We start from the raw sequence: 21,409 nt of genomic DNA on the forward strand, positions 1-21,409 counted from the left end.
CCCGCTGGTCCGATGGGAAGCTCAGCCTATGAGTGAACCCCGCACCATCGATGTCATCGTGATCGGCGCCGGCGCTGTCGGCGAGAACGTAGCAGGACGGGTGGTCCAGAAAGGCCTCTCCGCGGTGCTCGTGGAGTCCGACCTCGTCGGCGGCGAGTGCTCCTACTGGGCCTGCATGCCGTCCAAGGCGCTCCTCCGTCCCGGCACCATCCTCAATGCGGCCCGCAGCGTCGCCGGCGCACGCGAGGCAGTGACCGGCACGCTCGATGCTCAGCAGGTGCTAGAGCGCCGCACGTCGTTCACCTCCGACTGGGACGACGCCTCCCAGGAGGAATGGGTGGCCTCCGCCGGCATCGAGCTGCAGCGCGGCTGGGCGACGCTCTCCGGTGAGCGCGAGGTGACCATCTCCCACGACGACGGCTCGACCTCCGTGTTCAGGGCCACTCAGGCGGTCGTCCTCGCCACCGGCTCGACGCCGATCGTCCCGCCCATCGACGGACTTCCGGACCTGGACTACTGGACCACCCGGGAAGCCACCTCCGCCAGGGAGGTGCCCGCGAGCCTCGCGGTGCTCGGCGGCGGGGTGGCCGGCATCGAACTCGCGCAGGCCTACGCCCGGCTCGGCGCTGAGGTCACGGTCATCGCCCGCAGCGGCATCCTCGGCAACTACCCGAAGGAGGCCTCGGACCTCGTCCTCGACGCGCTCCGCGGTGAGGGGGTGACGATCCTGACGGACACGGCCACGAACGCGGTCCGCAAGGAGGGCGGCAGATTCGTGCTCGAGGTCGGGGAGGGCCGGACCGTCACGGCGGAGAAGCTGCTCGTCTCGACCGGCCGCCACCCGCACACGTCGAACATCGGCCTCGAGGCCCTGGGCCTGGACCCGAAGAAGCTGAGCCGCGACGACACCGGGCAGGTGCCCGACGCCGGCGGCTGGCTCTACGCGGTGGGCGACGTCGGAGGCAGGGTGCAATTGACGCACCAGGGCAAGTACGAGGCGCGCATGACCGGTGACGCCATCGCGGCCCGCGCTCAGGGCATCCTCGGGAACTCCGCCCCGGACTGGAGCCCCTACGCCTCGACGGCGGACCGGGGCGCCGTTCCGCAGGTCGTCTTCACCGATCCGGAGATCGCCATGGTCGGGCGCACCCTCGATCAGGCACGGGAGGACGGCGTGAACGCGTCCGAGACCTCCCTCGAGATCGCGGTCGCCGGCTCCTCCCTCCACTCCGACGGGTACAAGGGATGGGCGCAGATGGTCGTCGACGAGGACAGGAAGGTGCTCGTGGGCGTCACCTTCGCGGGACCCGAGGTGTCCGAGATGCTGCACGCCGCCACGATCGCCGTCGTGGGCGAGGTACCCCTCGACCGTCTGTGGCACGCGGTGCCCGCTTACCCCACCGTCAGCGAGATCTGGTTGCGGCTGCTCGAGAAGTACGGGATGTAGCCCAGCCCGGCGTGCCCGCGAGAATATTCTGCTTTCATCTGTCTGCTTGGCAGGCAGATAGCCTCATCATCGGTGGAACGACCAGATGAAGGATCATAGGGCGGCGTCGAGGGTGACGAAGCCGTATCCTGCCGCCCGGAGCTGGGAGATCACCTGTGGGAGGGCCGCGGCGTCGAGCATTGAGCCGTCGTCGGGGTTCGAGCCGAGGTGCATCAGGACGATCTCCCCGGGCTGCGCTGAAGCCATGACGCGCTGGACGATGAAGCTCGGGCCGCGCGTCCCGTTCTGGGTGCCTTGCCAGCCCAGGGTGTCAACGGTCCACCGGAACGCCGCGTAACCGGCGGCATTGACGTCTGCGATCGTGCGGGAATCGCGGGCGCCGAGAGGGAAGCGGAAGAACGGGAGCGAGTCGCCTCCAGCGGCCCTGATGGCCCTCTGCGCACTGCTGATCTCGGTCGCGATCTGGGCATCGGTCAGGGTCGTGAAGTCTGGGTGGGTCATGGAGTGATTGCCGATCCGATGCCCCGCGTTGTAGATCAGCGCCGGGTCGGAGGGGAACTGGTTGACCCAGTTTCCGGTGAGGAAGAACGTGCCCGGAACGCCGTTGGCTTTGAGGGTGGCGAGGATCGATCGGAGGGCGGCGTCATTGGCGCCGGCGTCGAACGTGAGCGCGACAACCTTCCGCGTGGTCGGAATGCGCTCGAGGTCCACGCCCCGGAGCGTCGACGGAACGCCGGTGTAGATGACCTCGGTCCTGCCGCTGGCCGCGTGCCACAGGATGGAACCGCGCTGGAAGTCGCCGCGGCGCCCGCCCGTGATGCCGTACTCGCCGCTGGTCGGGTAGCCGAGCCGGCTGCGCTCCCAACCGAGAGCTACCCACCGGGCGCGGATGGCTCCGTACACCTCGCGGGCTCCCGTGGCGGGCGACCAGTAGATCGACGCGGCGGCGTTCTTGCCGCTGAAGTGGTTGTACCGGCCGACCCCGTCGGGAGTGACGGTCTCGTTCGTGAGCGGGAAGCCCAGCACGCCGGCCGGCCCGCCGAGCACGAGATAGCGTCCGCGGATCGCCCCGTGCACCTCGCGCGCTCCCGTGCCGGAGCTCCAGTAGACCGACCCTCCGGCGAAGTCGTTGTACCGACCAGCGGCGCCCGGAGTGGCGATCTCGTCCGTGAGCGGGAAGCCCAGGAAGCCGGCCGGCCCGCCGAGCACGAGATAACGTCCGCGGAGCGCCCCGTGCACCTCGCGCGCTCCGGTGCCGGAGCTCCAGTAGATCGTGCCGGCAGTGTAGTCCTGGGCGCGACCCCCGGCGATGTCGTACGCGCTGCCGACGGGCGTGCCGAGGAACGAAGCGCTGCCGCCGAGCTGCTCATAGTGCTGGATGATCGCGTCGTCGCCGGCCTGCTCCACCGCCATCAGCGCCGGAACGCTCCGCTGCGCAGCCACCGCTGATTCGGCGGCCGCGGGCGGCCCCAGAGCCGTGCCACCGAGGCCACCACCGAGGACGAGGGCGAGGGCCAATGCCATTCCGAGGACCGCGGGGCGAGACCGGCGCATTGTGACCCCTTCGTGCTGAACGAGACATGCGAGCTTTGATCGAGACGCTATGCCCCAGGGACGTGCCCGGGTAGGGCCATAAGTCCCGGACCGCACTGCGACCACCCGCGCCACCGTCCGCGGCGCTGCGTCAGCGGAAGGTCGACGCCCGGCGCACCACGAAGTCGGTGACGTCGGCGTCACGCCCGTCGAGTGCGGCCCAGTCGCCGTCGTACGTCAGAACGGTGAGGCCCGCGGTCGGGTAGTCCGTCGCGAGGTCCATGACCGCCGGCTCGCTCGACCGCACGGAGGCGAGGCGCATCGCAAGCTCCTGCACACCGGGGTTGTGGGCGATGACGAGCAGGCTGGTCACCGTCGGCGGCACGTGGTTGATGAGCGTGAGCATCTCCGTCGGCCGCGCCGCGTACAGGTCGTCCTCCAGCTTGGGGGTGGGCGCCTTGTCTCCGAGCTCCTTGCAGACCCAGGTGCAGGTCTGGCGGGCGCGCAGCGCCGTGGACACGAGGATGAAGTCGGGGACGGCGTCATGCTCGAGCATCCAGCGACCGATCAGCGGTGCGTCGGCATGCCCCCTCGAGCTGAGCGAGCGCTCGTGGTCCGGCACGCCCTCCTGGAATTCGGCCTTCGCATGGCGCAGCAGCAGGAGCTTCTTCAGGTGGTGGGAGGCCATGATCCGAAGTCTAGGGCCTCCCGGCCGCACAGGGCTGACTAGATGGAGTACTCCGGTGCCGCCCAGACGACCACTTCGGGGTGGTCGTAGAACCGGTAGCCCTGGCCGCGCACGGTCCGCACGGTATTGGCCAGGCGTCCGAGCTTCGATCGCAGCCGCCGGATGTGGACGTCGATCGTGCGCTCGTTCGGCACCTCGTCGGCGTTGCGCCACAGCCCGCTGAGCAGTTCCTCGCGACCCACGGTCCGCGCCGCGTTCTCGACGAGGTAGTTCAGGAGTTCGAACTCCTTGAAGGTCAGGTTCAGCGTCTCGCCGTCGAGGTGGACCTCACGGCGCGACAGATCGATGAGGACGCCGGTGGGCCGGGCAGGCTGGGCCTGCGACGGGGCGGGGACCGCCTCCGGCCGCGGGCGGCGGGTGACCGTCGGGTCACCAAGCGCCGCACGGACGACGTCGATGTCGGACCCACGGGCGTCGGCCGGCGCGAGGGCAACCGCGGCGTGGCTCTCCGCCGTCGGCACGAGGGACCGCACATAGTTGCGGACGTCCTGGGCCAGCTTGGAGAACGTGGTGCCTGCGGCAGCCGCCGTGGCCTCGTCGAGCGCGACGTAGAGCACGAAACCGCGCGCCGTCGTATCGCCGGTGACAGCCTGCGGCCCGGGCACCCCGTTGGGTGCGACGACGGGAACCGGTTCGCTCATCGGCCGTGCCGCGTCCCCTCCGGGCAGTGCCTGGAGGCGGGAATGCTGGTGGGGAACCTGCGGGGCGTGCGCGGTGTAGGACGGCGCGAACGGCTGGCGTGCCTGCCGGTTCTGGGGGGAGCGGAGGGAGATATGGACGTAGCCCGGATTTACTGACATGGAAGCAACCTCGTGAAGTGTGCCGTCATCGCGGCTCGAATGCGGGATGTGCCCGGTCGGGATGAAGAAAAGTGCCCGCCGTTGGGCTGAAAGTGCGTAAGGAAGGTCTGGGTGTAACCGTTACGCGTGCATTCGACAACAGCGGAAGTTCGCTGCGGACAGGACGTCCGAGGAAACTGCGGCTGCAGATGCGAGTGAGTTCGTGTTCACGTGTCGAATTATTGCATGTAACAATCCGCTACGCGCAAGTAACATTGCCGGAACGTCCACCATGTGGACCGGTTCGGGCGTGGACGGACGGGCGTCAGCGGACCGCACTGCGGCGCTCCGTCGACGAAGCGTCCAGCGCAGCGGGTCTTCTGACGCCTCCCGTCCAGATATCGACGGTAAGCGGAGCGTACTTTACAGCCTGGAACAGCGGCACCAGACACTGCAGGAAGACACTGCTCCTTCCTGCACGCTATCGCGTGGCGCGCGCCTCCCGCTTCCGCCCGGCCCGGGCGGCGAGGAACAGCAGCGACCCGACCGCCACGTACGCAAGAGCGCCGAGCCAGACGACGCCGGTCTGCTGGGTCAGCAGCGCGATGCTGGCGATGATCGCGAGTATCGGCACGATCCGGGGCACCGAGAAGTGGGCGTGCTCGACCTTGTCCTTCTTGAGGACGAGCAGGCTCACGTTGGCCGACAGGAAGACCAGGAGCAGCAGCAGCACGGTGGTCTCGGCCAGCGTTGCCAGCTCTCCGGTCAGGGTCAGCACGATGGTCAGCGCGGCGACGACGAGGATCGAGACGAACGGCGTGCGTCGATTCGGCAGCACGCGGGCGAACGCTCGCGGAAGGAGGTCGGCCTCTGCCAGGCCGTAGCCGACACGGCTTGCCATGACCATGAATAGCAGGGCCCCGTTGGCGATGGCGACCAGCGCGATGAGGCCGAACAGCCAGGTCGGGACCGCGATGCCACTGGCCTTCACCACGTCGAGCAGCGGTCCGGTGGAGACCGCGAGTTCGGACGGGGCCAGGACGATGACCGCGCCGAGCGCGATGAGGAGATAGACGACAGCCGCGGTGCCGATGGCACCGAACAGGGCGCGGGGGTACGCCCTCGACGGGTTGCGTACTTCCTCGGCCATGTTGGCGGCCGATTCGAACCCCAGGAAGGAGAAGAAGGCGATGACGGAGGCCGCGAATGCGCCCTGCAGCGGAGGCACGTCCGGGGCGAACTCGAGAAGTCGGGCCGGTTGCCCGTTGCCGCTGCCGAGGACGACGGCGGCGAGCACGATGACGAGCACGAGGCCGCTCACCTCGATGACGGACGCGACGAGGTTCGCGGTCAGCGATTCCCGTACGCCGCGCAGGTTGATCAGGGTCAGCAGGACGATGAAGACCACGGCCGCCGGACCTGACGGAACATCGATGAGCGCGGCCAGGTAGTCGCCGGCGAAGGCGTTCGCCAGGGCCGCCGCAGTGGTGATGCCCGATGCCATCATCAGGAACCCGACGAGGAACGACACGTACGGGATGCCGAAGGCCCGGTCGGCGTACCGTGCCGCACCACCGGCGTGCGGATACTTCGTGATGAGTTCCGCATAGGTCCCCGCGGTGAGGAGCGCCACGACCAGCGCGATGAGCAGCGGCAGCCAGATCACGCCCCCGACATCGGCGGACATGGTGCCGACGAGCGTATAGATGCCGGCTCCGAGCGTGTCGCCGACGATGAACGCGTAGAGGAGCGGTGTGCCGATCGCCCGCTTCAGTCCGCCCTCGGTACTCGGCTCGGCCGTGCTGATGTCCTTTGTCATCGCCCTATTCGAGTCCGTCGCCTCGGGTTGCACAACCCTCTGGCGCTTTTTCGATAATTGTTGCGCAGGTCCTGCCGGTGCCGGTGCGGCCTGCTACCGGAAGCCCCAGGCCCGGAAGGTGAGGGGATCCGCCTAGCCGACGACGCCGTACAGCCGGTCTCCCGCATCGCCGAGGCCCGGCACGATGTACGACTTCTCGTTGAGCTTCTCGTCGATCGAGGCGAGGACGATCGTGACGTTGCGGCCGTCCAGCTCCTCCTGCAGGGTCGCGAGACCCTCGGGCGCGGCGAGGAGGCAGATGCAGGTGATGTCCGCGGCCCCACGGGCGAACAGGAACTTGATGGCCTCGCGGAGGGTGCCTCCGGTGGCGAGCATCGGGTCGAGAACGAACACCTGGCGTCCCGTCAGGTCGTCGGGCAGCCGCTCGGCATAGGTGATGGCCTCGAGGGTCTCCTCGTTGCGGGCCATGCCGAGGAACCCGACCTCCGCGGTCGGAACGAGGCGCGTCATCCCCTCGAGCATGCCGAGGCCGGCACGGAGGATGGGGACCACGAGGGGGGTCGGCTTCACGAGGCCCGTCCCCTCGGTGGTGGTCACGGGGGTCTCGATGGACACGGTCTCGACGCGGACGTCGCGCGTGGCCTCGTAGGCCAGCAGGGTGACGAGCTCCTCCGTGAGGAGGCGGAACACCGGAGACGACGTGTTCTTGTCCCGGAGAACCGTGAGTTTGTGGGCTACCAGGGGGTGGTCGACTACCAGTACGCGCATGGGTCAAAAGTACCATTGAGCCCATGGCCCCCTTCCGTCCGCCCGTCGATCCCGAGCATCGGGCGTGGATGGGACTGGCCCTGGACGCGGCTGCGAGGACCCGCGCGAGCGCGGACGTGCCGATCGGCGCCGTCGTCGTCGGCCCCGGCGGCCACGTGCTCGGCACGGGCTGGAACCAGCGCGAGGAACTCGGCGACCCGACGGCGCACGCGGAGGTGCAGGCCATCCGCGCGGCAGCGGCGCAGCTCGGCGCCTGGCGGCTCGAGGACTGCACGCTGGTGGTGACCCTCGAGCCGTGCGCCATGTGCGCCGGGGCATCCGTCCTGGCCCGCATCCCCCGCGTGGTGTTCGGCGCCTGGGACGAGAAGGCGGGGGCGTCGGGCTCGGTCTTCGACGTACTCCGCGAGCGCCGGCTGAACCACTGGACCGAGGTCTTCGCGGGCGTCCGCGAGGACGAGTGTGCTCTGCTGCTCAAGGACTTCTTCGCGGCGCAGCGGTCCGGTTCCGGCTCCCGGTGATACTGCGTAGGCTGATCGAATCCGCAGCATCCCCTTCGAAGGAGTGAACGTGGCAGACCAGCAGGACGGTTTGAAGGAAGTACAGGGCATCCTCGGCAAGGCCGACATCGCGATCCTCACCACCATCAATCTCGACGGGCAGCTCGTGAGCCGGCCGCTCGCACTGCACGGCAAGGACTTCGACGGCGACCTCTGGTTCTTCACCGAGGATCCGTCGCCCAAGGCCGACGAGATCCGCGCCAATCCCCAGGTCAACGTCTCCGTGAGCACGGGCAAGGGCTATGTCTCCATCGCGGGAACGGCCACCCTGTCCAGGGACCAGGCGAAGATCGACGAGCTGTGGGGCCCGTCGGTGTCCGCGTGGTTCGAGAACGGCCGCGACGACCCCGCCGTCGCCCTTCTCCACGTCGACGCGCACACGGCCGAGTACTGGTCCATGGACGCTCCGCGCGTCGTCTCGGCCGTGAAGATGGTCAAGGGCCTCGTGACCGGCAGCAAGCCCGACTCCGGCAAGAACGACGTCGTCGAGCTCCCCTGACGCTCCCCTGCTGCGCCCTCGTCCCGGCCCCGTTTTGGGACTCGGGCGTCCCACCCGGTAAAGTAGCGGCGTTGGTGACGTGTCCGAGCGGCCGAAGGTGCAACACTCGAAATGTTGTTTGGTGTAAAAGCCAACGTGGGTTCAAATCCCACCGTCACCGCCAATTGAGAAGGCCTTGCTTTCCTCGTAGACCGAGGGAAGCAAGGCCTTCTGCTTTGCCTAGGAAGCCCCCGAATCCGGGCAGCGACCTGCTGGCTGGTCGTAATCAGCCCATCTACCGGTCAAGTACAGCTCGGATGAGGGCCAAAAGTGGGCCTGGTCAGAAGCGGAACTCCCGACGCGGCCAGAAAGTGGTCAGGCTCAGCCCGCTTGCAGGCTATGCGACCAGCGCCATCAGGCGGCATCCGATGATGCCAGTGGTCGAAGTGCTGCGCGCCAGATCGCAGTCGCAGGAGTTGTGTTGTACCTGATCATCCGGCTGGGCGTGATTACTCCGGGTCGATGAATGGTTTCGCAGGGTCAGAGGGAGCTTTCTTCTGGTTCGCGGTAGCCCTGATGTCGCCTCATGCCAGATGAACGAACCCCGGCCAGTAGTCATCCACGAGTCGACCCGTGACGCGCTTCGCATCGTGGGGCAGGATGCTCCCATGGGGAACAGGTCGAAATCTTCCACTGCTGCCACGGTCGGTACGGCTTTTCTGCTGGCCGGCTGCGCTATTGCTCCGTCCTTCTCCCAGGATGAGAAGCGTGAGATGCGGGACAGCGCCAGTGTCTACCAGCAGGCTGTCCTGGAAGACCTGGTCGTCACGGAAAGCGAGTACCGCGGCGCGGTCGACGCGACACGCGACTGTGTCCGGGACAAGGGATGGGGCGTCGGGCCTCTTACTGAGCAGGACGGCAACCAACTCGGGTTCCAGTCCTCCTACAGCGGTGATGCCCCACCCGCCAACGAAGAGATGCAGGCCTGCAACAACGAGTTCGTGTCGCAGGTCGGTCCGATCTGGGTATCCCAGCGCGCGCCGCTGACCCGTTAGCCACCGCACGCGTCGTTACACTCACGAGGATGACTATGGGGACGAACGGACAAGCACAGCCACGCTCACGCACAGCGGGACGAGACACCATCATCTGGGCTCTCGGAGGAGTGCTCTTTGCTCTGGCCGGAACCACGTCCCCCATGAAGGCCGATGCCTGGTACCTGATCGCGGGCTCCGGCTTCATGCTCATCGCAGCAGCTTTTCTTGTCGCCCGGGCGATCATCTCGCTGCGTCGGGACGACGACGCCACTTCCTGGTAGCTGCAACCATCACCTCGGGCGCAGGACCCGGCAATGCTGCGCTGGGTCATGCGGCGCAGGCCTGCGGCCGCCACTAGCTCTGCAGCAATCCTTGTCGCCCCCGGTACTACCTTCGGCACCACATAAGAATTCTGCTCAATCCAACCAAAGGAAAATTACATGGCTGAATCCAAACTTGTCCCGCAGAAGCCCACTGGAGCATTCATCGGCGCTAGCTGGGTTGCGTTGATCATCGGAGTGTCGTCCTATCTCATCGGCCTCTGGAACGCAACGAGCATGGAGCTGAACGAGAAGGGCTACTACTTCACGATCCTGCTCTTCGGACTGTTCGCAGTGATCTCGATCCAGAAGACGATTCGAGATCGAGCTGAGGATATTCCAGTTACGAATATCTACTACGGCGTGGCATGGTTCTCCGTTGTTGCATCACTTTCGCTACTGGTAATCGGTCTTTGGAATGCCGACATGCTTCTGTCCGAAAAGGGCTTCTACGGCTTGGCCATGCTGATGTCTCTCTTCGGAGCCATCACCGTCCAGAAGAACGTGCGAGACATGGCGGTGTTTGCCGAGGTCGAGAAAACCGAGAACCCAAAGCGAAAGCTCTTCTCAGGCCAGGACATCCCTGCCGCAACGCCCGGGTCCACTCATCGCCCTGATTCCAATCCGACCCTCGGTCGACCCGAGTGAGTTGAGAGCCTCCCTGCACGGTTGTGGCTGTCGGCTCGGGTGCAGGCCCTGTCTAGCCCTCGTTGCTGCTGCAGGCGGCCAGACAGGGCTGCGTCATTCCGGTCATCGTCATTCAGCTGTGGCGGCATATGTTGCATCGCTCTGCTGCCTCCTGTTCCAGTTATCGGGCCAGTGTTTGCCTGCTGCTTGCCTCAGCTGTCGGCTGGTCCCGGGTGAAGCTGGGCGATACGGTGACACAGCAGCAGAACCCCGCGCACTCCAGACGGACCGCGCGGGGTTCTGTGCCGCTCAGCGCCGCGGCCGGCTTCCCGACGCGAGGCCCGCATCCGCCGCAGCCAGACGCCGTCGTGCCTCCTCCGGGTCGACGTACTCCCCCACGGTCGCGAAGGAACCCAGTGTCGCGAAGGACGTGACGATCGTGTGCGGATATACGTGCACGAGGTTGAAGCCCTGCGCACCGTCCATCCCCCGGATGCCGCCCACCGGGACGTTGAGGTCCTGCGTGTAGCAGGTGGACGAGGCCACGGACACGGGAATGCCCGCGAAGAGGGCCGACGACGGGAAGTGGACGTGCCCGGCCAGGATCAGCCGCACGTCCTTGCCCGCCACGATCTCGGCCAGCCGGTCCTGGCGCCGCAGTTCCGTCAGCACCGCGAGGTCCTGCACCATGGGGATCGGCGGATGGTGCAGGGCCAGGATGCTGCCCTCGGGCGCGGGCCGGGACAGCTCGGCTTCCAGCCAGGCGAGCTGGACGTCGTCGAGCTCTCCGTGGTGGTGCCCGGGCACGGAGGTGTCGAGCGTGATGACCCTCAGGCCCCCCACCCGGTAGCTGCGGTACAGCGGCGCCTCCTCCGGCGGCTCCCCGAGCAGTGCCGTGCGCAGCGCCGGTCGTTTGTCATGGTTGCCCATGAGCCAGATCACCGGTGCACCCAGTTGCTCGGCGAAGGGCTCGATGATCCCGCGCAGCGCGGCGTAGGCGTCCGGGTCCCCGGCATCCGTGAGGTCGCCCGTGAAGATCAGGGCATCCGGCCGAACCCCGGACCGGCCGACCTCCGTCAGGAGCTGGACGAGCCGTTCGCGGCCGTCCACTCCGCCGTAGAGCAGCCCGTCGGCCACGAAGTGGGTGTCGCTGAAGTGGAGGAGGAGGTGGTCGGCGGGAGGATGCTCCCGGGAATGGGGTGCATCCTCCCGCCTGCTGGGAGATGGCATGGGCGCTAGGCGGTTGCCTCGGCCGTGGCGCGCTCCGGCGTCGACCGCTCCTGATCGAAGATCAGCTTGTCCATCAGCTCCGCGATCCGGCTCCAGTCGTGACGTCGGAGCAGCCTGCGCAGCTCAGGCGACGGCAACTCACCGGCGCGCCCCCGCAGGGCTTGGCAGGCGGCGGCGAAGCCCTCGGCGTCGTCCTGAAGGTCGACGACGCCGGGGAAGTCCGCGACGACGTCGGCCACACGTGTGGAGACCACCGGTAGCCGGGATGCCAGGTACTCGAGCGTCTTGGTGGGGCTGATGGACTTCGTGGCCTCATTGAGGGCGAAGGGCATCAGGGCGACGTCGAACTGCGCCATGTGGCCCGGCAGGTCCTCGTACGCCTGCTGGCCGAGGTACGTGATGTTCGGTGCCTGCGGCAGGTCCGACTCCTCGATCTTGCAGATGGGACCGACCATGCGGATCTCCCAGTCGGGCAGGCGCTCCGCGAGGCCCGCGACCAAGTCGAGGTCGAGACGCTCGTCCAGCACGCCCACGTAACCCGCCACGGGCCTGCTGCGATCGGGTTCCGCTGCCCGTGCGGCGGCGGCGTAGTGGCCCACCGACACGCCGCTGGGGATGAGGTGGGCGTCCTCCCTGCCCTGCTTCACCACGGAGCGGTGGAGGGAGCGGCCGCCGGCGAAGACGACGTCGGCCGCGCGCAGCGCCTGGCGCTGCCGCACGAGGAGCTCGGGAGCCGCGTTCTTGAAGGCGGCGAGATCGTCCATGACGTCGAACACGAGCGTCGTCGGTTCGAGCGCGAGCGCCGCTTCGAGGGCCAGCGGGGTGTAGATCCAGACGACGCGGTCACCCGACGGGGGCCCGATGAGCTCGGGCAGCTGCGCGATGTAGTCGGGCATGACCTCGTCGAAGAAGCCGACGTGCCTGCCCTGCTCGGGGATCTCCAGCCAGACCCGCGTGAGGCCGTCCACCTCCGCGGTGCCCAGGCGGTTCTGCGGAACCTCGACGCCCTGCGGCGTGAGGGGTTCCTCCACGAACCAGGTCTTCCGTCCGGGCGCCTTGTTCAGGCGCGACACGAGCTGTTGAGGTCGCTGCCAGACCCAATCCCACCGCAGGTGCGACAAAACAATGAGTTCACTTTGCATCGACGATCCTCAATTCCATTCGGGTAGTTGTACGGGGAAGACTCGAACCGACATCGGTTCCGGGAGGCTGTTGCCAGTCCCAATGGGCCATCTGGGATCGATAGCCCTGCAGCCAGGTGGCCACGGGTTCAGCGAGCAGGTAGGCGGGAAGATCGCCCGAGCGGGCGCCCCCGGCGGCGAGCGCGTACGACGTCGACATGACCGACGCGCGCCGCTCGAGGTCCTCGTCGAGCCAGTACACGCCCACGGGATCCACGGAGCCCTCGCAGCGGAAGAGCAGCGAGTTCCAGTCGGTGGAGTCCACGACGGGGAACCAGCAGATGCCGTCCATCACCACGCCGCGCGCCTGGGCGTCCTCGCACTGCTCGAGCACGTACTTGAGCCAGGTGGCGCGGTCCGAGGTGTGCCCGCGGACGTTGGTCTCGGTGAGCATGCACGGCAGGGCGTACCGCTCCCAGTACTGCTGGATCTGGTCGGCCAGCGGCAGCGGGGTGGGTGTGGGCGCCGTCCCGCCCTGCTCCGAGAAGTTCCACTGGCAGTGCGCGTAGTAGTCGAGTCCCAGCACGTCGATGCTGCCGGTGGGCAGGGACAGCAGCCGTTCCCCGCCGACGGGTGCGAGGTCCCGTCCGAGCTGGCTGTCGACGTCGTACCCCCTGCCCAGGAAGGCATCGATCACGAGGAAGCGGCGGTCGTTGGCCATGTCCGCGTACCGCTGCCCCGAGGCGTCGGAGCCCGTATGGAACTCGCACGTGTCCACCCAGACGTGGCGGGCGGCCGGCAACAGCTCCCGGTACAGGCGGCTCGCTTCGGCGACGGCGGGCATCACGTTGACGAGAAGGTCCACGAACCCCTGCAGGCCGGAGTGGTACGGGGGCCAGATGGCCTCGTGCCCGGACAGGAACAGGGTGGAGAACGGCTCGTTGAAGAGCGTGTACTCCTCCACCCAGGGATAGCGGCGGGCGAAGGCCTCCGCGTACCGCAGGTAGGCAGGACCGAAGCGGGTGTCGGCGAAGCCGTCGGTGAGCCAGGCCGGGTAGCTCGTGTGGTGGACGAGGTCGACGATGGGCCGGAAGCCGTGCTCCCGCAGGTGGCCCATCACCTCGTCGGTGGAGGACCAGTCGTAGCTGCCCTCGGTCTCCTCGATGCGGTGCCACCGGATGGGGTAACGCAGCCTCGTGATGCCCGACTTCGCGAGCAGGTCCAGATCCTCGCGCCAGCGGACATCGTGTTCCGTGGTCTCGAAGATGTCGCGATCGTGCGCGGGCATGAAGGTGCTCTCGAAGCCGCCGATGATCTCCAGCGGGGGCCCCTCCTCGTAGGCGGTCATGATGTTCCCTCCCGTCCGGGGCGTCGTGCGCCCAGTTCCTCGTAGACGACGTCGAGCAGTTCTGCCGCCCTCAGGTTGAGCCGGCGTGACTCGTCCAGGTCCGCGTCGAGGCGGACGACCTCCGCATCCAGCCGGACGACCTGCTCCCGCAACTGCTCCACCTCGTTCCGGAGCGCCACGAAGGGCTCCGCGACACCGCTCCATCGTGCGAAGCGTTTGCCGACCTTCCATACCGTGGTCTGCGTCATGTCATCTCCCTCCTCACGAGCACGCGCCGGCCTGTCGCCGCGCCTGCTCCGTCGTCGTCCTGCTCCTCTGCGCTCAGCGAGTACCGGCGCAACTGCTCCTGGAACCTCGTCCAGTCGACGGGCTGGTACTCGGACCAGCTGGCCGATCCTTCCGTGTCGGCCACACCCACCTCGAGGAACGCCCGGCTCCCGGGCTCTGCCAGGAGGTGCTTGATGAGCATCAGCGTGGTGTCCCAGCCGAGCGGACTGAGCGCGTTGAACAGGTGGTTGGCGTACACGTGGACCGTCCCGCCGAGGTCCGCGCACCGCTTCCGCAGGTGCAGCGCGGAGCGGGCCATGGTCAGGTTGGCGCGTTCGAACAGGACGGCGCCGTCGTGCCCGAAATTCTCCTGCGCCCAGACGAGCGCCGGCCGGCTGAAGTCGACGGCGAGGACGCGGTGTCCGCGGTCCGCCAGGTACCTCGCGTCCGCTCCGAGCCCGCAGCCGAGGTCGAGCACGGTCGACGACGGCGGCAGCTGCTCCGCGGTCGTGACGGCGAGGCGCGACGGTGTCGTGGCGGGACCGGCCTCGATCTCGGCGCGGTGGTGGTCCTCCCAGTTCTCGCGGTCGACGTCGAAGTGGTTCAGCCACCAGTAGTACCGGCGGAACGCGGCCGGCGGGGTGACGAACGTGAAGGTGGGGTCGGGCACCTCCCAGGACGGCCCGTAGATCGCCGCGAGGAGCTGCGCGGGTTCCGCCGGACCGGGCAGCAGCCGCCCGTTCACGGGGAGGGGCTTGAGCGGGTGGATCGTGACCCTGTCCGCGCGCTCACGTGCGTGGAAGGTCCCGTAGAACCAGCCGTTGCACTCGAAGTAGGTGAAGATGTCGAGGTAGAAGCGGTCGGTCACCGTTCCACCCGGGAACATGAGCTGGAGGTGGCCGTTGGAATGCCGCACCACCTCGTACCCCTGGTCCACGAGCACCCTCTCGATCCGGAAGCTCTCCAGCATCACGTCGGACGGATTGGGGTGCGCGCTGAGGTACGCGAGGTCGGCGTCGTCGTCGTGGGCCATGATGCGGCCGTTGCGGACGGGCCCGAGCAGCGTGCCTCCGGTGACGAACAGCTCGACGCCGACCGTCCGGCGCAGCACCTCGATGAGGTGCTCGGCCTCATCCAGGACGTGCTCGACGAGCGCGGCGTCGCGGCCCTCGAAGGACCGTGCGATCCGGCCCCACTTGTTGACCACCAGGGGGATGCCCGTGCCCGGTTCGCTCAGGTCGAAGTCGGACGCGTCGTCCTCGAACACGACCGTCGACGCGGCGATCTCACGGCCCGCATGCTCGACTGCGAGCCGCGCGCTCCCCGTGAAGCGCTCGGCGAGGGCCGGAGGCCAGGGGACGCTGAGGACGCCGTCGTCGTCCGGGCGAGGCGCCCGGACCGTCCAGATTCGCCGTCCGCCGAGCAGCACGGACAGGGCGTCACCGGAGGGAATCCGCGCGCCGGTGATCACCAGCCGATCGGTGTCGGCTGTCAGGGCGGGGGCGGTCACCGGACACTTTCAAGCTGTGTCGGCAGCGGATCGACCTGCGGCAGGCGGACATCGAACACCTGCCCCGTGATGTCGGAGGCGAGGACCTGGGCACTGACGCGCGCGACGTCGGCGGCCTGGACGAGGGTGTGCTCGTCCTCGTGGCCGAACGCCTTCTCGCGCATCGGCGTGGCCGTGCGGCTGGGACTGATGCAGTTGACGCGGATGGAGTCGCCGCTCCACTCGTCGGCCAGTGCCTGCGTCAGGTTGACCAGCGCGGCCTTCGTCGCCGAGTACACCGTGTACTTGGCGCGGCCGCGGGTGTAGGAGCTGGAGGAGAAGAGCAGCAGCGATCCGGAGGACTCGGCGAGGTAGGAGTGGGCTTCCTGCGCGACGACGAACGCGGCCATGAGGTTGACGCCGACGTCGTGCTGGAGCTGCTCGTCGGAGAGGTCCACGAGGTCGCCGATCGTCAGGACGCCGGCGGTAAGCACCACGTGGTCGATGCGTCCGTGCTGCGCCGCCGCGGCGGCGAGCGCCCGCGAGACCGAGGCGCGGTCCTCCACGAAGGTGCCGCTGCCGGTCCTGCTGTGGCAGACCACGTGCGCGCCCTCGTCCTGGAGCTGCCGTCCGAGTTCGCCGCCGATGCCGGAGCTGCCGCCGAACACGACGACGACGGCGTCGCGCAGGGACGCGGCGGGGAACGGCACCGGATCGACGTGCTGGTGCTTGAGCTGGAACAGCTTGTCGGCCAGGTGGATGTCGATCGGATGCGTGATCTTGATGTTCGCCTCGTGGCCCGGGACCACGATGATCGGGACGTCCGGGCAGTACTTCAGGACGACGGAGCAGTCGTCCGTGGCGGCGAACTCCGCGTCGCTGCGGGCGTGCCCGTAGGCCTCCATGAGGGTGTCCCACCGGAACGCCTGCGGGGTCTGGCCGCGGCGGAGGGAGGCGCGCGGCGGGACCGCGCGGATGATGTCGTGCTCGTCCACCTCGATGATGGTGTCCGCGGAGGGGATGCCGGTATCGACGGCGTCGTAGGTGTCGAGTGCGTCGACGCAGGCGCGGATGATGCTCGGGTCGACCAGCGGGCGCACGGCGTCGTGGAAGACCACCTTGGCGCCGGGCGTCGCGATCTCCCGCAGGGCCAGATAGGAGGTCTCGTTGCGGTCGCGGCCGCCGGGCAGCAGGCCGGTGAGCTTCGGGAAGCGCTCACGCGTCACCAGCTTCTCGGCGCGGTCCATGGACCCGGGGTCCATCATGACGATGATCTCGTCGATGAACGGGCACTGCTGGAAGATGTCCACGGTGTGCTCGAGGCTGGTCCGGCCGGCGACGGGTACCAGCTGCTTGGGGATCTCCAGCCCCATGCGCGTGCCGACGCCGCCCGCGAGGACCACGCCGACCGTTCGTCGTCGGGAGCGTGCCTCATTGCCCGCTGTGCTTGTTCCGTCCATTCCGCCGGTGATGGTCGACATTGCCGCCCCCTTCGTCCAATTCGTGGTCCTCCCAGAATTCAGCCAGCGTACTGAGCGCAGGGACGGTTGGACAGGTTAAGTTCGGGGGGCGAAGTACTTGTGCAAGCGCTTGTTCTTTGCCTAGCGTTCCGCGGAGGTTCACCCTTCCCAACCTGTTTCCGCCCCTTTTGAGGGGTTTTTCACTCCACTTTCGCGGGCTTTCCACCCCCCTTTCAGTGGGCTTTCCACCCCGCTTTCAGCGGGCTTTCCACCCCGCTTTCAGCGGCTTCTCACCCCGCGATAACCTGAGGACATGGCAATCCGGGTGCTCGCAGTGGGCCGCAAGCACGAGAGCTGGGTGTCGGAGGGAATCGACCGCTACGCGAAGCGGCTCAAGAAGCCGTTCGACCTGTCCTGGCAGCTGATCGCCCATTCGGCACGGGAGCACGACGCCGCCCGCAAGGAGGAGTCCGAGCGGCTCCTCGCCCGGCTCGGCAGCGACTTCGTGGTGCTGCTCGACGAGCGCGGCAAGGCCATCGATTCCCCGACGCTGTCCCGCACCCTGCTGCGACCGCTCGAAGCGTCCCGCAGCGTCACGGTGATCATCGGCGGCGCCTACGGCGTGGACGATCAGGTGCACCAGCGGGCGGACTTCGTCTGGTCCCTGTCGCCGCTGGTGTTCCCGCACCAGCTCGTGCGCCTCATCCTCGCCGAACAGGTGTACCGGGCCCAGGAGATAGCCGGTGGTCGCTCCTACCACCACGAGTGAAGCCCCGCCGATAACGATCGTGGTACGCCACGGTCCGCCTGCCGGACGCGTGGAGCGCCGGACATAGGGTGAGGCCATGACTAATCTGCTGGGGAGCAAACCTTGGATCTCGGCCGTTGCGGCCACCGGAGCCGTCGTCGCGCTGAGCGGCTGCGCGCTGTTCGAGCCGGCAGGCTCTGCCTCGCCGTCCGCAGCGACCCCGGCGGTGAGCGAGGCACCGATGAGCCAGACACCGACGGCAGAGCCGGGCGCGACCTCCCAGGCGGCGCCGGATCCGGCCTCCGCCAGCGCCTCCGCATCGCCGGCGGCGTCCGCTCCGGCGTCTGAACCGGCAGGCGAGTCGGCAGGCGCTTCCGCCAGCGCGGGTGCAGTGCCGTCGCCCTCCTCCAGCGCTTCCGCTTCCACCCCCGCAGCTGCCGGGACCTGCTCCGCCGCGCAACTGGCCGGCGCGATCGAGGACCAGCCCGGGGGCGGTGCAGCGGGGAGCGTCTACCGGACGCTCGTGCTGACCAATGCCTCCGACCAGGAGTGCGTCGTCGACGGTTACCCCGGGGTGTCCTTCGTCGATGCGTCGGGTACCCAGATCGGGGCCGCCGCGGAGCGCGACGGCGCGGCGGCAGTCCCGGTGGCGCTCGCTCCGGGAGGGTCCGTCACGACGACCCTCCGGCAGACCAATGCCCAGAACTACGGCACCGACTGCGGCATCACGCCGGCCACAGGACTCCGGATCTACCCTCCGGGCGCCACCGACTCGCTCGTCCTGCCGCAGGAGATCCCGGCCTGCTCGGCGACGTCGATCGTCCTCATGACCGTCGGGACGCTGCAGCCCGCCTCATAGCCTCACTGATCGCGGGTCCGATGTGGCTTCGTCGACGGGTCAGGTGAAGACGTGGAGGAAACGAAAGAACACGGAGGCTGCGACGGCGATGTAGGTCAGGACGATGATCGGTCCGACCCATTCCGCGAGCCATCGGGTGAGGACAGCGGGCGCGGGGATGACGCCGTGGACCATGGTGCGGACCGTGGTGAGGATGAACAGGGGGATCATCGCCGCCCAGACGACCATGCAGTAGAGGCAGAGGATGTAGATGTCGAAGAGGGCCTGACTCCACAGCCAGGTCGCGAACACGGCTCCGAGTGTGACGCCTATCTGCAGGCCGGCCCAGTACCAGCGGTCGAACCGGGCTCCGGCGAGCAGGGCCATGCCGGTGGTGACGATGATGGTGAAGCCGACGAGCCCGATGAAGGGGTTGGGGAAGCCGAAGAGCTCGGACTGCCAGGTTTCCATGACCTGTCCGCAGGACACCCACGGGTTGATGTCACAGCTCGTGACGTGGTCGGGGTCCCGATAGAGCTCGAGCTTCTCGAGGATCAGGATTCCGGCGGCTACCCATCCGATGACACCGGTAGCCACGAGCATGATCCCGAACGGGACCCTGCGCGCGAACCCGGGTACGGCGGATACGTCGTCCTGCAATGTGTGCGGTGCTGAGCCGGCCTCGCTGGTGGTGTGTGCCATCGTGCCTAGTCCGCGATGGCGGTTTCGATGAGGCTGCGGAATTCCTCGACCGTTGCGGGCTGGATCTTCCGGCCGTCGAGGAAGAACGTCGGGGTTCCCTCGACGTTCAGGGCCATGCCGTCGGCCTTGTCGGCGTTCACCCGCTCCATCGTCGCCGGGTCGGCGATCGCGGCGTCGTAAGCAGCCATATCGAGGCCAAGATCTTCCGCATAACCCCTGAAGACCGGAGACCGGTCCTCGCTGGTGTGGCTCCACTCGGTCTGCGTCTCATACATGTGGGCGTGCATGTCCTTGAACCTGCCCTGCTGCGCGGCGGCCTCGACAGCTGCTGCCGCGGTCTCGGAGTTCGGGTGTCCAGGCAGCGGGAAGTAGCGGGAGGCAACGGTCAGGTTCTGCCCGTACTCCTCGGAGAGGTCTTCCACGAGCGGGTACGCGGCGAGGCAGGATTCGCATTCGAAGTCGAGGAACTCGACCAGGACGGCCTTTTCATCCGGAGCCTGGGACAGGCGGTGGCTGTCCTCCCGCACGACGCTGGCGGCGGTACCCGACGTACCCGCGGCCTGGCTTTCATCCTCGCCGAGCGTGTTGAACAGGATGACGAGGCCGATGACGAGGGCGGCCGCGGCGAGCAGGCCGATCGCTATCCGGTTCTGCACGCTCAGGCCATTCTTTGCGCCGAGGGTCGCGCTGGAAGCGGGGGCGGGGGTCGGCACGGTGGTGTCTCCTCGTCATGGAACAGCGTGGTCGTACTCGTTCCCCGCCGAGTGCGGGGAACCGGTGATGAATCAGGTGGATCAGGATGATCCCGGGGGTGCGCTAGTCGTGCGCGCAGCAAGCGCAGGACGCGCCGGCAGCAGTACTTTGCGGGGTGCCTGTTGTGGCGCTGGGACCGGCGGGTTGGCTCGTCAACGTCAGCGGTGCAACTCCCGCAGGGGTATTCGGCGCCGCCGCGGCCGCGCTGGTCGTGCGGTCGGTGGTCTCGGCGGTGTCCGTGCTGCAGCACGAGTCCGTGCCGCCCTCCGGGGTGCTCCCGCACGCGTCAACGCTTCGATCGGCGTCGAGGTTTCCGAATGATGGTGCGCAGCAGGAGTCACCCTTCCAGGCTTCACGGCCTTCCTTGATGGCGACGGCTGCGATGACCAGGGCGGCGATCGGGTCGGCCCAGGACCAGCCGAGGGTGCTGTTGAGCAGCAGCCCGACCAGCAGGACACCGGACAGGTAGGTGCAGAGCAGGGTCTGCTTCGAGTCCGCGACAGCGGAGCGGGAGCCCAGTTCACGGCCGGCCCGGCGCTGGGCCCAGGACAGGAACGGCATGACGGCCAGACTGACCGCGGCGAGGATGATCCCGACAAGGGAATGCTGGGGTTCGGACGCGCCGAGCAGGGTCCGGACGGCGTCGAAGGTCACGAACGCGGCGAGGCCGAAGAACGAGAACGCGATCAGACGGAGCGCGGTCTTCTCGCGGGCCTCCGGGTCCCGGCCGGCGAACTGCCACGCCACGGCGGCCGCGGACAGGACCTCCACGATCGAATCGAGACCGAACCCGATCAGGGCGCTCGAGGACGCGATCGTGCCGGCGCTGATCGCAACGACCGCTTCGATGACGTTGTAGGTGATCGTCGCGGCCACGAACAGGCGGATACGCCGGGACAGGACCGCCCGACGCTCCGTGGTCGGGGCAGGTCGCACTGACCGATCCGACTTCGTCGACGTGTGAGTACTCATCAGCAGCAGGCCTTTCCATCGATGTGATTCTCTTCAGCGGTGCAGCAGCACTCGGGGTTGCCGACCGCAACAACCCCCAGGAGGGCGGTCAGTGCGTCCCCCAGTTTCGGATCGGCCAACTCGTACCGGACACGCCGCCCCTCGGGAACGGCGACAACCAGCCCACACCCTCGCAGGCATGCCAGATGATTCGACAACCGCTGCTTACTCACGCCCGCCAGCGCGGCCAGCTCACCCGGATAGGACGGCGCGTCCCGTAGTGCCAGCAAGACCCGGGCCCGGACCGGATCCGACAAGGCGTAGCCGAACCTGGCAAGCACAGAGTGATGAGTGAGCGTGTCCATCCCCCAATAGTACATAGTTCCATG

23 protein-coding genes and 1 tRNA gene are annotated in these 21,409 nt (G+C 67.9%); 9 read left to right on the plus strand and 15 right to left on the minus strand.

Annotation, left to right across the window (positions count from 1 at the left end; translation table 11 throughout):
• The first annotated feature begins 28 nt into the window (after positions 1-28).
• On the plus strand, positions 29-1,447 hold the full coding sequence (locus tag P5G52_RS00230; protein ID WP_301223993.1) for a dihydrolipoyl dehydrogenase family protein: 1,419 nt from the start codon (positions 29-31) through the stop codon (positions 1,445-1,447).
• 93 nt (positions 1,448-1,540) lie between these two features.
• Here P5G52_RS00230 and P5G52_RS00235 read toward each other — a convergent pair whose 3' ends face one another.
• The 5 genes from P5G52_RS00235 to upp all read right to left on the minus strand — a co-directional run bounded on the left by P5G52_RS00235 (position 1,541) and on the right by upp (position 7,094).
• Positions 1,541-3,001 carry a polysaccharide deacetylase family protein gene (locus P5G52_RS00235; protein WP_301223994.1) on the minus strand — a complete coding sequence of 487 codons (1,461 nt, stop codon included), beginning with the start codon at positions 2,999-3,001 and terminating at the stop codon, positions 1,541-1,543.
• A 130-nt stretch (positions 3,002-3,131) separates the two neighbouring features.
• Positions 3,132-3,668: a SixA phosphatase family protein gene (locus tag P5G52_RS00240; RefSeq protein ID WP_301223995.1), complete on the minus strand. Its 537-nt coding sequence runs from the start codon at positions 3,666-3,668 to the stop codon at positions 3,132-3,134.
• Between the two features lie 38 nt (positions 3,669-3,706).
• Positions 3,707-4,528: a winged helix-turn-helix domain-containing protein gene (locus P5G52_RS00245; RefSeq protein ID WP_301223996.1), complete on the minus strand. Its 822-nt coding sequence runs from the start codon at positions 4,526-4,528 to the stop codon at positions 3,707-3,709.
• A gap of 460 nt (positions 4,529-4,988) precedes the next feature.
• Complete coding sequence (locus tag P5G52_RS00250; protein WP_301223997.1) at positions 4,989-6,326, minus strand: APC family permease; 1,338 nt, start codon at positions 6,324-6,326, stop codon at positions 4,989-4,991.
• A gap of 132 nt (positions 6,327-6,458) precedes the next feature.
• Positions 6,459-7,094, minus strand: a complete 636-nt coding sequence (upp, locus tag P5G52_RS00255) for a uracil phosphoribosyltransferase (RefSeq protein ID WP_104117699.1) — start codon at positions 7,092-7,094, stop codon at positions 6,459-6,461.
• Positions 7,095-7,117: 23 nt separating this feature from the next.
• On the opposite strand from upp, the gene tadA reads away from it, so the two are divergent.
• The 6 genes from tadA to yiaA all read left to right on the plus strand — a co-directional run bounded on the left by tadA (position 7,118) and on the right by yiaA (position 10,134).
• Positions 7,118-7,612, plus strand: coding sequence for a tRNA adenosine(34) deaminase TadA (gene tadA, locus P5G52_RS00260; RefSeq protein WP_087072924.1), 495 nt, complete (start codon positions 7,118-7,120; stop codon positions 7,610-7,612).
• Between the two features lie 49 nt (positions 7,613-7,661).
• Positions 7,662-8,150, plus strand: coding sequence for a pyridoxamine 5'-phosphate oxidase family protein (locus P5G52_RS00265; protein ID WP_301223998.1), 489 nt, complete (start codon positions 7,662-7,664; stop codon positions 8,148-8,150).
• Positions 8,151-8,223: 73 nt separating this feature from the next.
• Positions 8,224-8,313, plus strand: a tRNA-Ser gene (locus P5G52_RS00270).
• Positions 8,314-8,797: 484 nt separating this feature from the next.
• Positions 8,798-9,184 (plus strand): hypothetical protein, encoded by a 387-nt coding sequence (locus P5G52_RS00275; RefSeq protein WP_301223999.1) that lies wholly within the window; start codon positions 8,798-8,800, stop codon positions 9,182-9,184.
• A gap of 29 nt (positions 9,185-9,213) precedes the next feature.
• A complete protein-coding gene (locus tag P5G52_RS00280; protein ID WP_301224000.1) occupies positions 9,214-9,447 on the plus strand; it encodes a hypothetical protein in 234 nt (77 codons plus the stop codon).
• A gap of 159 nt (positions 9,448-9,606) precedes the next feature.
• Positions 9,607-10,134, plus strand: a complete 528-nt coding sequence (yiaA, locus tag P5G52_RS00285) for an inner membrane protein YiaA (protein WP_301224001.1) — start codon at positions 9,607-9,609, stop codon at positions 10,132-10,134.
• Positions 10,135-10,422: 288 nt separating this feature from the next.
• Here the strand turns inward: yiaA and P5G52_RS00290 are convergent, their stop codons facing one another.
• The 6 genes from P5G52_RS00290 to P5G52_RS00315 are packed head-to-tail and all read right to left on the minus strand — an operon-like array spanning position 10,423 to position 17,049.
• Positions 10,423-11,343, minus strand: coding sequence for a phosphodiesterase (locus P5G52_RS00290; protein WP_301224002.1), 921 nt, complete (start codon positions 11,341-11,343; stop codon positions 10,423-10,425).
• A gap of 5 nt (positions 11,344-11,348) precedes the next feature.
• Entirely contained in the window at positions 11,349-12,485 is a 1,137-nt protein-coding gene (locus P5G52_RS00295) for a glycosyltransferase (protein ID WP_301224003.1), read from the minus strand.
• Positions 12,475-13,812, minus strand: coding sequence for a family 1 glycosylhydrolase (locus tag P5G52_RS00300; RefSeq protein WP_301224004.1), 1,338 nt, complete (start codon positions 13,810-13,812; stop codon positions 12,475-12,477). The genes P5G52_RS00295 and P5G52_RS00300 overlap by 11 nt, the downstream gene beginning before the upstream one ends.
• Positions 13,809-14,060 (minus strand): DUF6752 domain-containing protein, encoded by a 252-nt coding sequence (locus tag P5G52_RS00305; RefSeq protein ID WP_087072901.1) that lies wholly within the window; start codon positions 14,058-14,060, stop codon positions 13,809-13,811. Before P5G52_RS00305 ends, P5G52_RS00300 begins: the two co-directional genes overlap by 4 nt.
• Complete coding sequence (locus P5G52_RS00310; protein WP_301224005.1) at positions 14,057-15,589, minus strand: class I SAM-dependent methyltransferase; 1,533 nt, start codon at positions 15,587-15,589, stop codon at positions 14,057-14,059. Before P5G52_RS00310 ends, P5G52_RS00305 begins: the two co-directional genes overlap by 4 nt.
• The gene (locus P5G52_RS00315) at positions 15,586-17,049 is read right to left on the minus strand and encodes a bifunctional cytidylyltransferase/SDR family oxidoreductase (protein ID WP_301224006.1); all 1,464 of its coding nucleotides are present in this window, start codon (positions 17,047-17,049) and stop codon (positions 15,586-15,588) included. The genes P5G52_RS00310 and P5G52_RS00315 overlap by 4 nt, the downstream gene beginning before the upstream one ends.
• 292 nt (positions 17,050-17,341) lie before the next feature.
• Between P5G52_RS00315 and P5G52_RS00320 the strand changes: the two genes are divergently transcribed.
• A complete protein-coding gene (locus P5G52_RS00320; protein WP_301224007.1) occupies positions 17,342-17,797 on the plus strand; it encodes a 23S rRNA (pseudouridine(1915)-N(3))-methyltransferase RlmH in 456 nt (151 codons plus the stop codon).
• Between the two features lie 76 nt (positions 17,798-17,873).
• Entirely contained in the window at positions 17,874-18,635 is a 762-nt protein-coding gene (locus P5G52_RS00325; RefSeq protein WP_301224008.1) for a DUF4232 domain-containing protein, read from the plus strand.
• 39 nt (positions 18,636-18,674) lie between these two features.
• Here the strand turns inward: P5G52_RS00325 and P5G52_RS00330 are convergent, their stop codons facing one another.
• The 4 genes from P5G52_RS00330 to P5G52_RS00345 form a co-directional block, all read right to left on the minus strand.
• Complete coding sequence (locus P5G52_RS00330) at positions 18,675-19,316, minus strand: vitamin K epoxide reductase family protein (RefSeq protein ID WP_301224009.1); 642 nt, start codon at positions 19,314-19,316, stop codon at positions 18,675-18,677.
• 5 nt (positions 19,317-19,321) lie between these two features.
• Positions 19,322-20,029 carry a DsbA family protein gene (locus P5G52_RS00335; protein WP_301224010.1) on the minus strand — a complete coding sequence of 236 codons (708 nt, stop codon included), beginning with the start codon at positions 20,027-20,029 and terminating at the stop codon, positions 19,322-19,324.
• Positions 20,030-20,132: 103 nt separating this feature from the next.
• Complete coding sequence (locus P5G52_RS00340; protein WP_301224011.1) at positions 20,133-21,041, minus strand: cation efflux transmembrane domain-containing protein; 909 nt, start codon at positions 21,039-21,041, stop codon at positions 20,133-20,135.
• Positions 21,041-21,385, minus strand: a complete 345-nt coding sequence (locus P5G52_RS00345) for an ArsR/SmtB family transcription factor (protein ID WP_301224012.1) — start codon at positions 21,383-21,385, stop codon at positions 21,041-21,043. Before P5G52_RS00345 ends, P5G52_RS00340 begins: the two co-directional genes overlap by 1 nt.
• Positions 21,386-21,409: the final 24 nt, after the last annotated feature.

The organism is Arthrobacter burdickii (assembly GCF_030433645.1).
Classification (GTDB): Bacteria; Actinomycetota; Actinomycetes; order Actinomycetales; family Micrococcaceae; genus Arthrobacter_D; species Arthrobacter_D burdickii.

Excerpts from the sequence above, each read along its gene's own strand:
- P5G52_RS00230 (WP_301223993.1), top strand. The coding sequence starts at position 29 with ATGAGTGAACCCCGCACCATCGATGTCATCGTGATCGGCGCCGGCGCT.
- P5G52_RS00235 (WP_301223994.1), bottom strand. The coding sequence starts at position 3,001 with ATGCGCCGGTCTCGCCCCGCGGTCCTCGGAATGGCATTGGCCCTCGCC.
- P5G52_RS00240 (WP_301223995.1), bottom strand. The coding sequence starts at position 3,668 with ATGGCCTCCCACCACCTGAAGAAGCTCCTGCTGCTGCGCCATGCGAAG.
- P5G52_RS00245 (WP_301223996.1), bottom strand. The coding sequence starts at position 4,528 with ATGTCAGTAAATCCGGGCTACGTCCATATCTCCCTCCGCTCCCCCCAG.
- P5G52_RS00250 (WP_301223997.1), bottom strand. The coding sequence starts at position 6,326 with ATGACAAAGGACATCAGCACGGCCGAGCCGAGTACCGAGGGCGGACTG.
- upp (WP_104117699.1), bottom strand. The coding sequence starts at position 7,094 with ATGCGCGTACTGGTAGTCGACCACCCCCTGGTAGCCCACAAACTCACG.
- tadA (WP_087072924.1), top strand. The coding sequence starts at position 7,118 with ATGGCCCCCTTCCGTCCGCCCGTCGATCCCGAGCATCGGGCGTGGATG.
- P5G52_RS00275 (WP_301223999.1), top strand. The coding sequence starts at position 8,798 with ATGGGGAACAGGTCGAAATCTTCCACTGCTGCCACGGTCGGTACGGCT.
- P5G52_RS00280 (WP_301224000.1), top strand. The coding sequence starts at position 9,214 with ATGACTATGGGGACGAACGGACAAGCACAGCCACGCTCACGCACAGCG.
- yiaA (WP_301224001.1), top strand. The coding sequence starts at position 9,607 with ATGGCTGAATCCAAACTTGTCCCGCAGAAGCCCACTGGAGCATTCATC.
- P5G52_RS00290 (WP_301224002.1), bottom strand. The coding sequence starts at position 11,343 with ATGCCATCTCCCAGCAGGCGGGAGGATGCACCCCATTCCCGGGAGCAT.
- P5G52_RS00295 (WP_301224003.1), bottom strand. The coding sequence starts at position 12,485 with ATGCAAAGTGAACTCATTGTTTTGTCGCACCTGCGGTGGGATTGGGTC.
- P5G52_RS00300 (WP_301224004.1), bottom strand. The coding sequence starts at position 13,812 with ATGACCGCCTACGAGGAGGGGCCCCCGCTGGAGATCATCGGCGGCTTC.
- P5G52_RS00305 (WP_087072901.1), bottom strand. The coding sequence starts at position 14,060 with ATGACGCAGACCACGGTATGGAAGGTCGGCAAACGCTTCGCACGATGG.
- P5G52_RS00315 (WP_301224006.1), bottom strand. The coding sequence starts at position 17,049 with ATGTCGACCATCACCGGCGGAATGGACGGAACAAGCACAGCGGGCAAT.
- P5G52_RS00320 (WP_301224007.1), top strand. The coding sequence starts at position 17,342 with ATGGCAATCCGGGTGCTCGCAGTGGGCCGCAAGCACGAGAGCTGGGTG.
- P5G52_RS00325 (WP_301224008.1), top strand. The coding sequence starts at position 17,874 with ATGACTAATCTGCTGGGGAGCAAACCTTGGATCTCGGCCGTTGCGGCC.
- P5G52_RS00330 (WP_301224009.1), bottom strand. The coding sequence starts at position 19,316 with ATGGCACACACCACCAGCGAGGCCGGCTCAGCACCGCACACATTGCAG.
- P5G52_RS00340 (WP_301224011.1), bottom strand. The coding sequence starts at position 21,041 with ATGAGTACTCACACGTCGACGAAGTCGGATCGGTCAGTGCGACCTGCC.
- P5G52_RS00345 (WP_301224012.1), bottom strand. The coding sequence starts at position 21,385 with ATGGACACGCTCACTCATCACTCTGTGCTTGCCAGGTTCGGCTACGCC.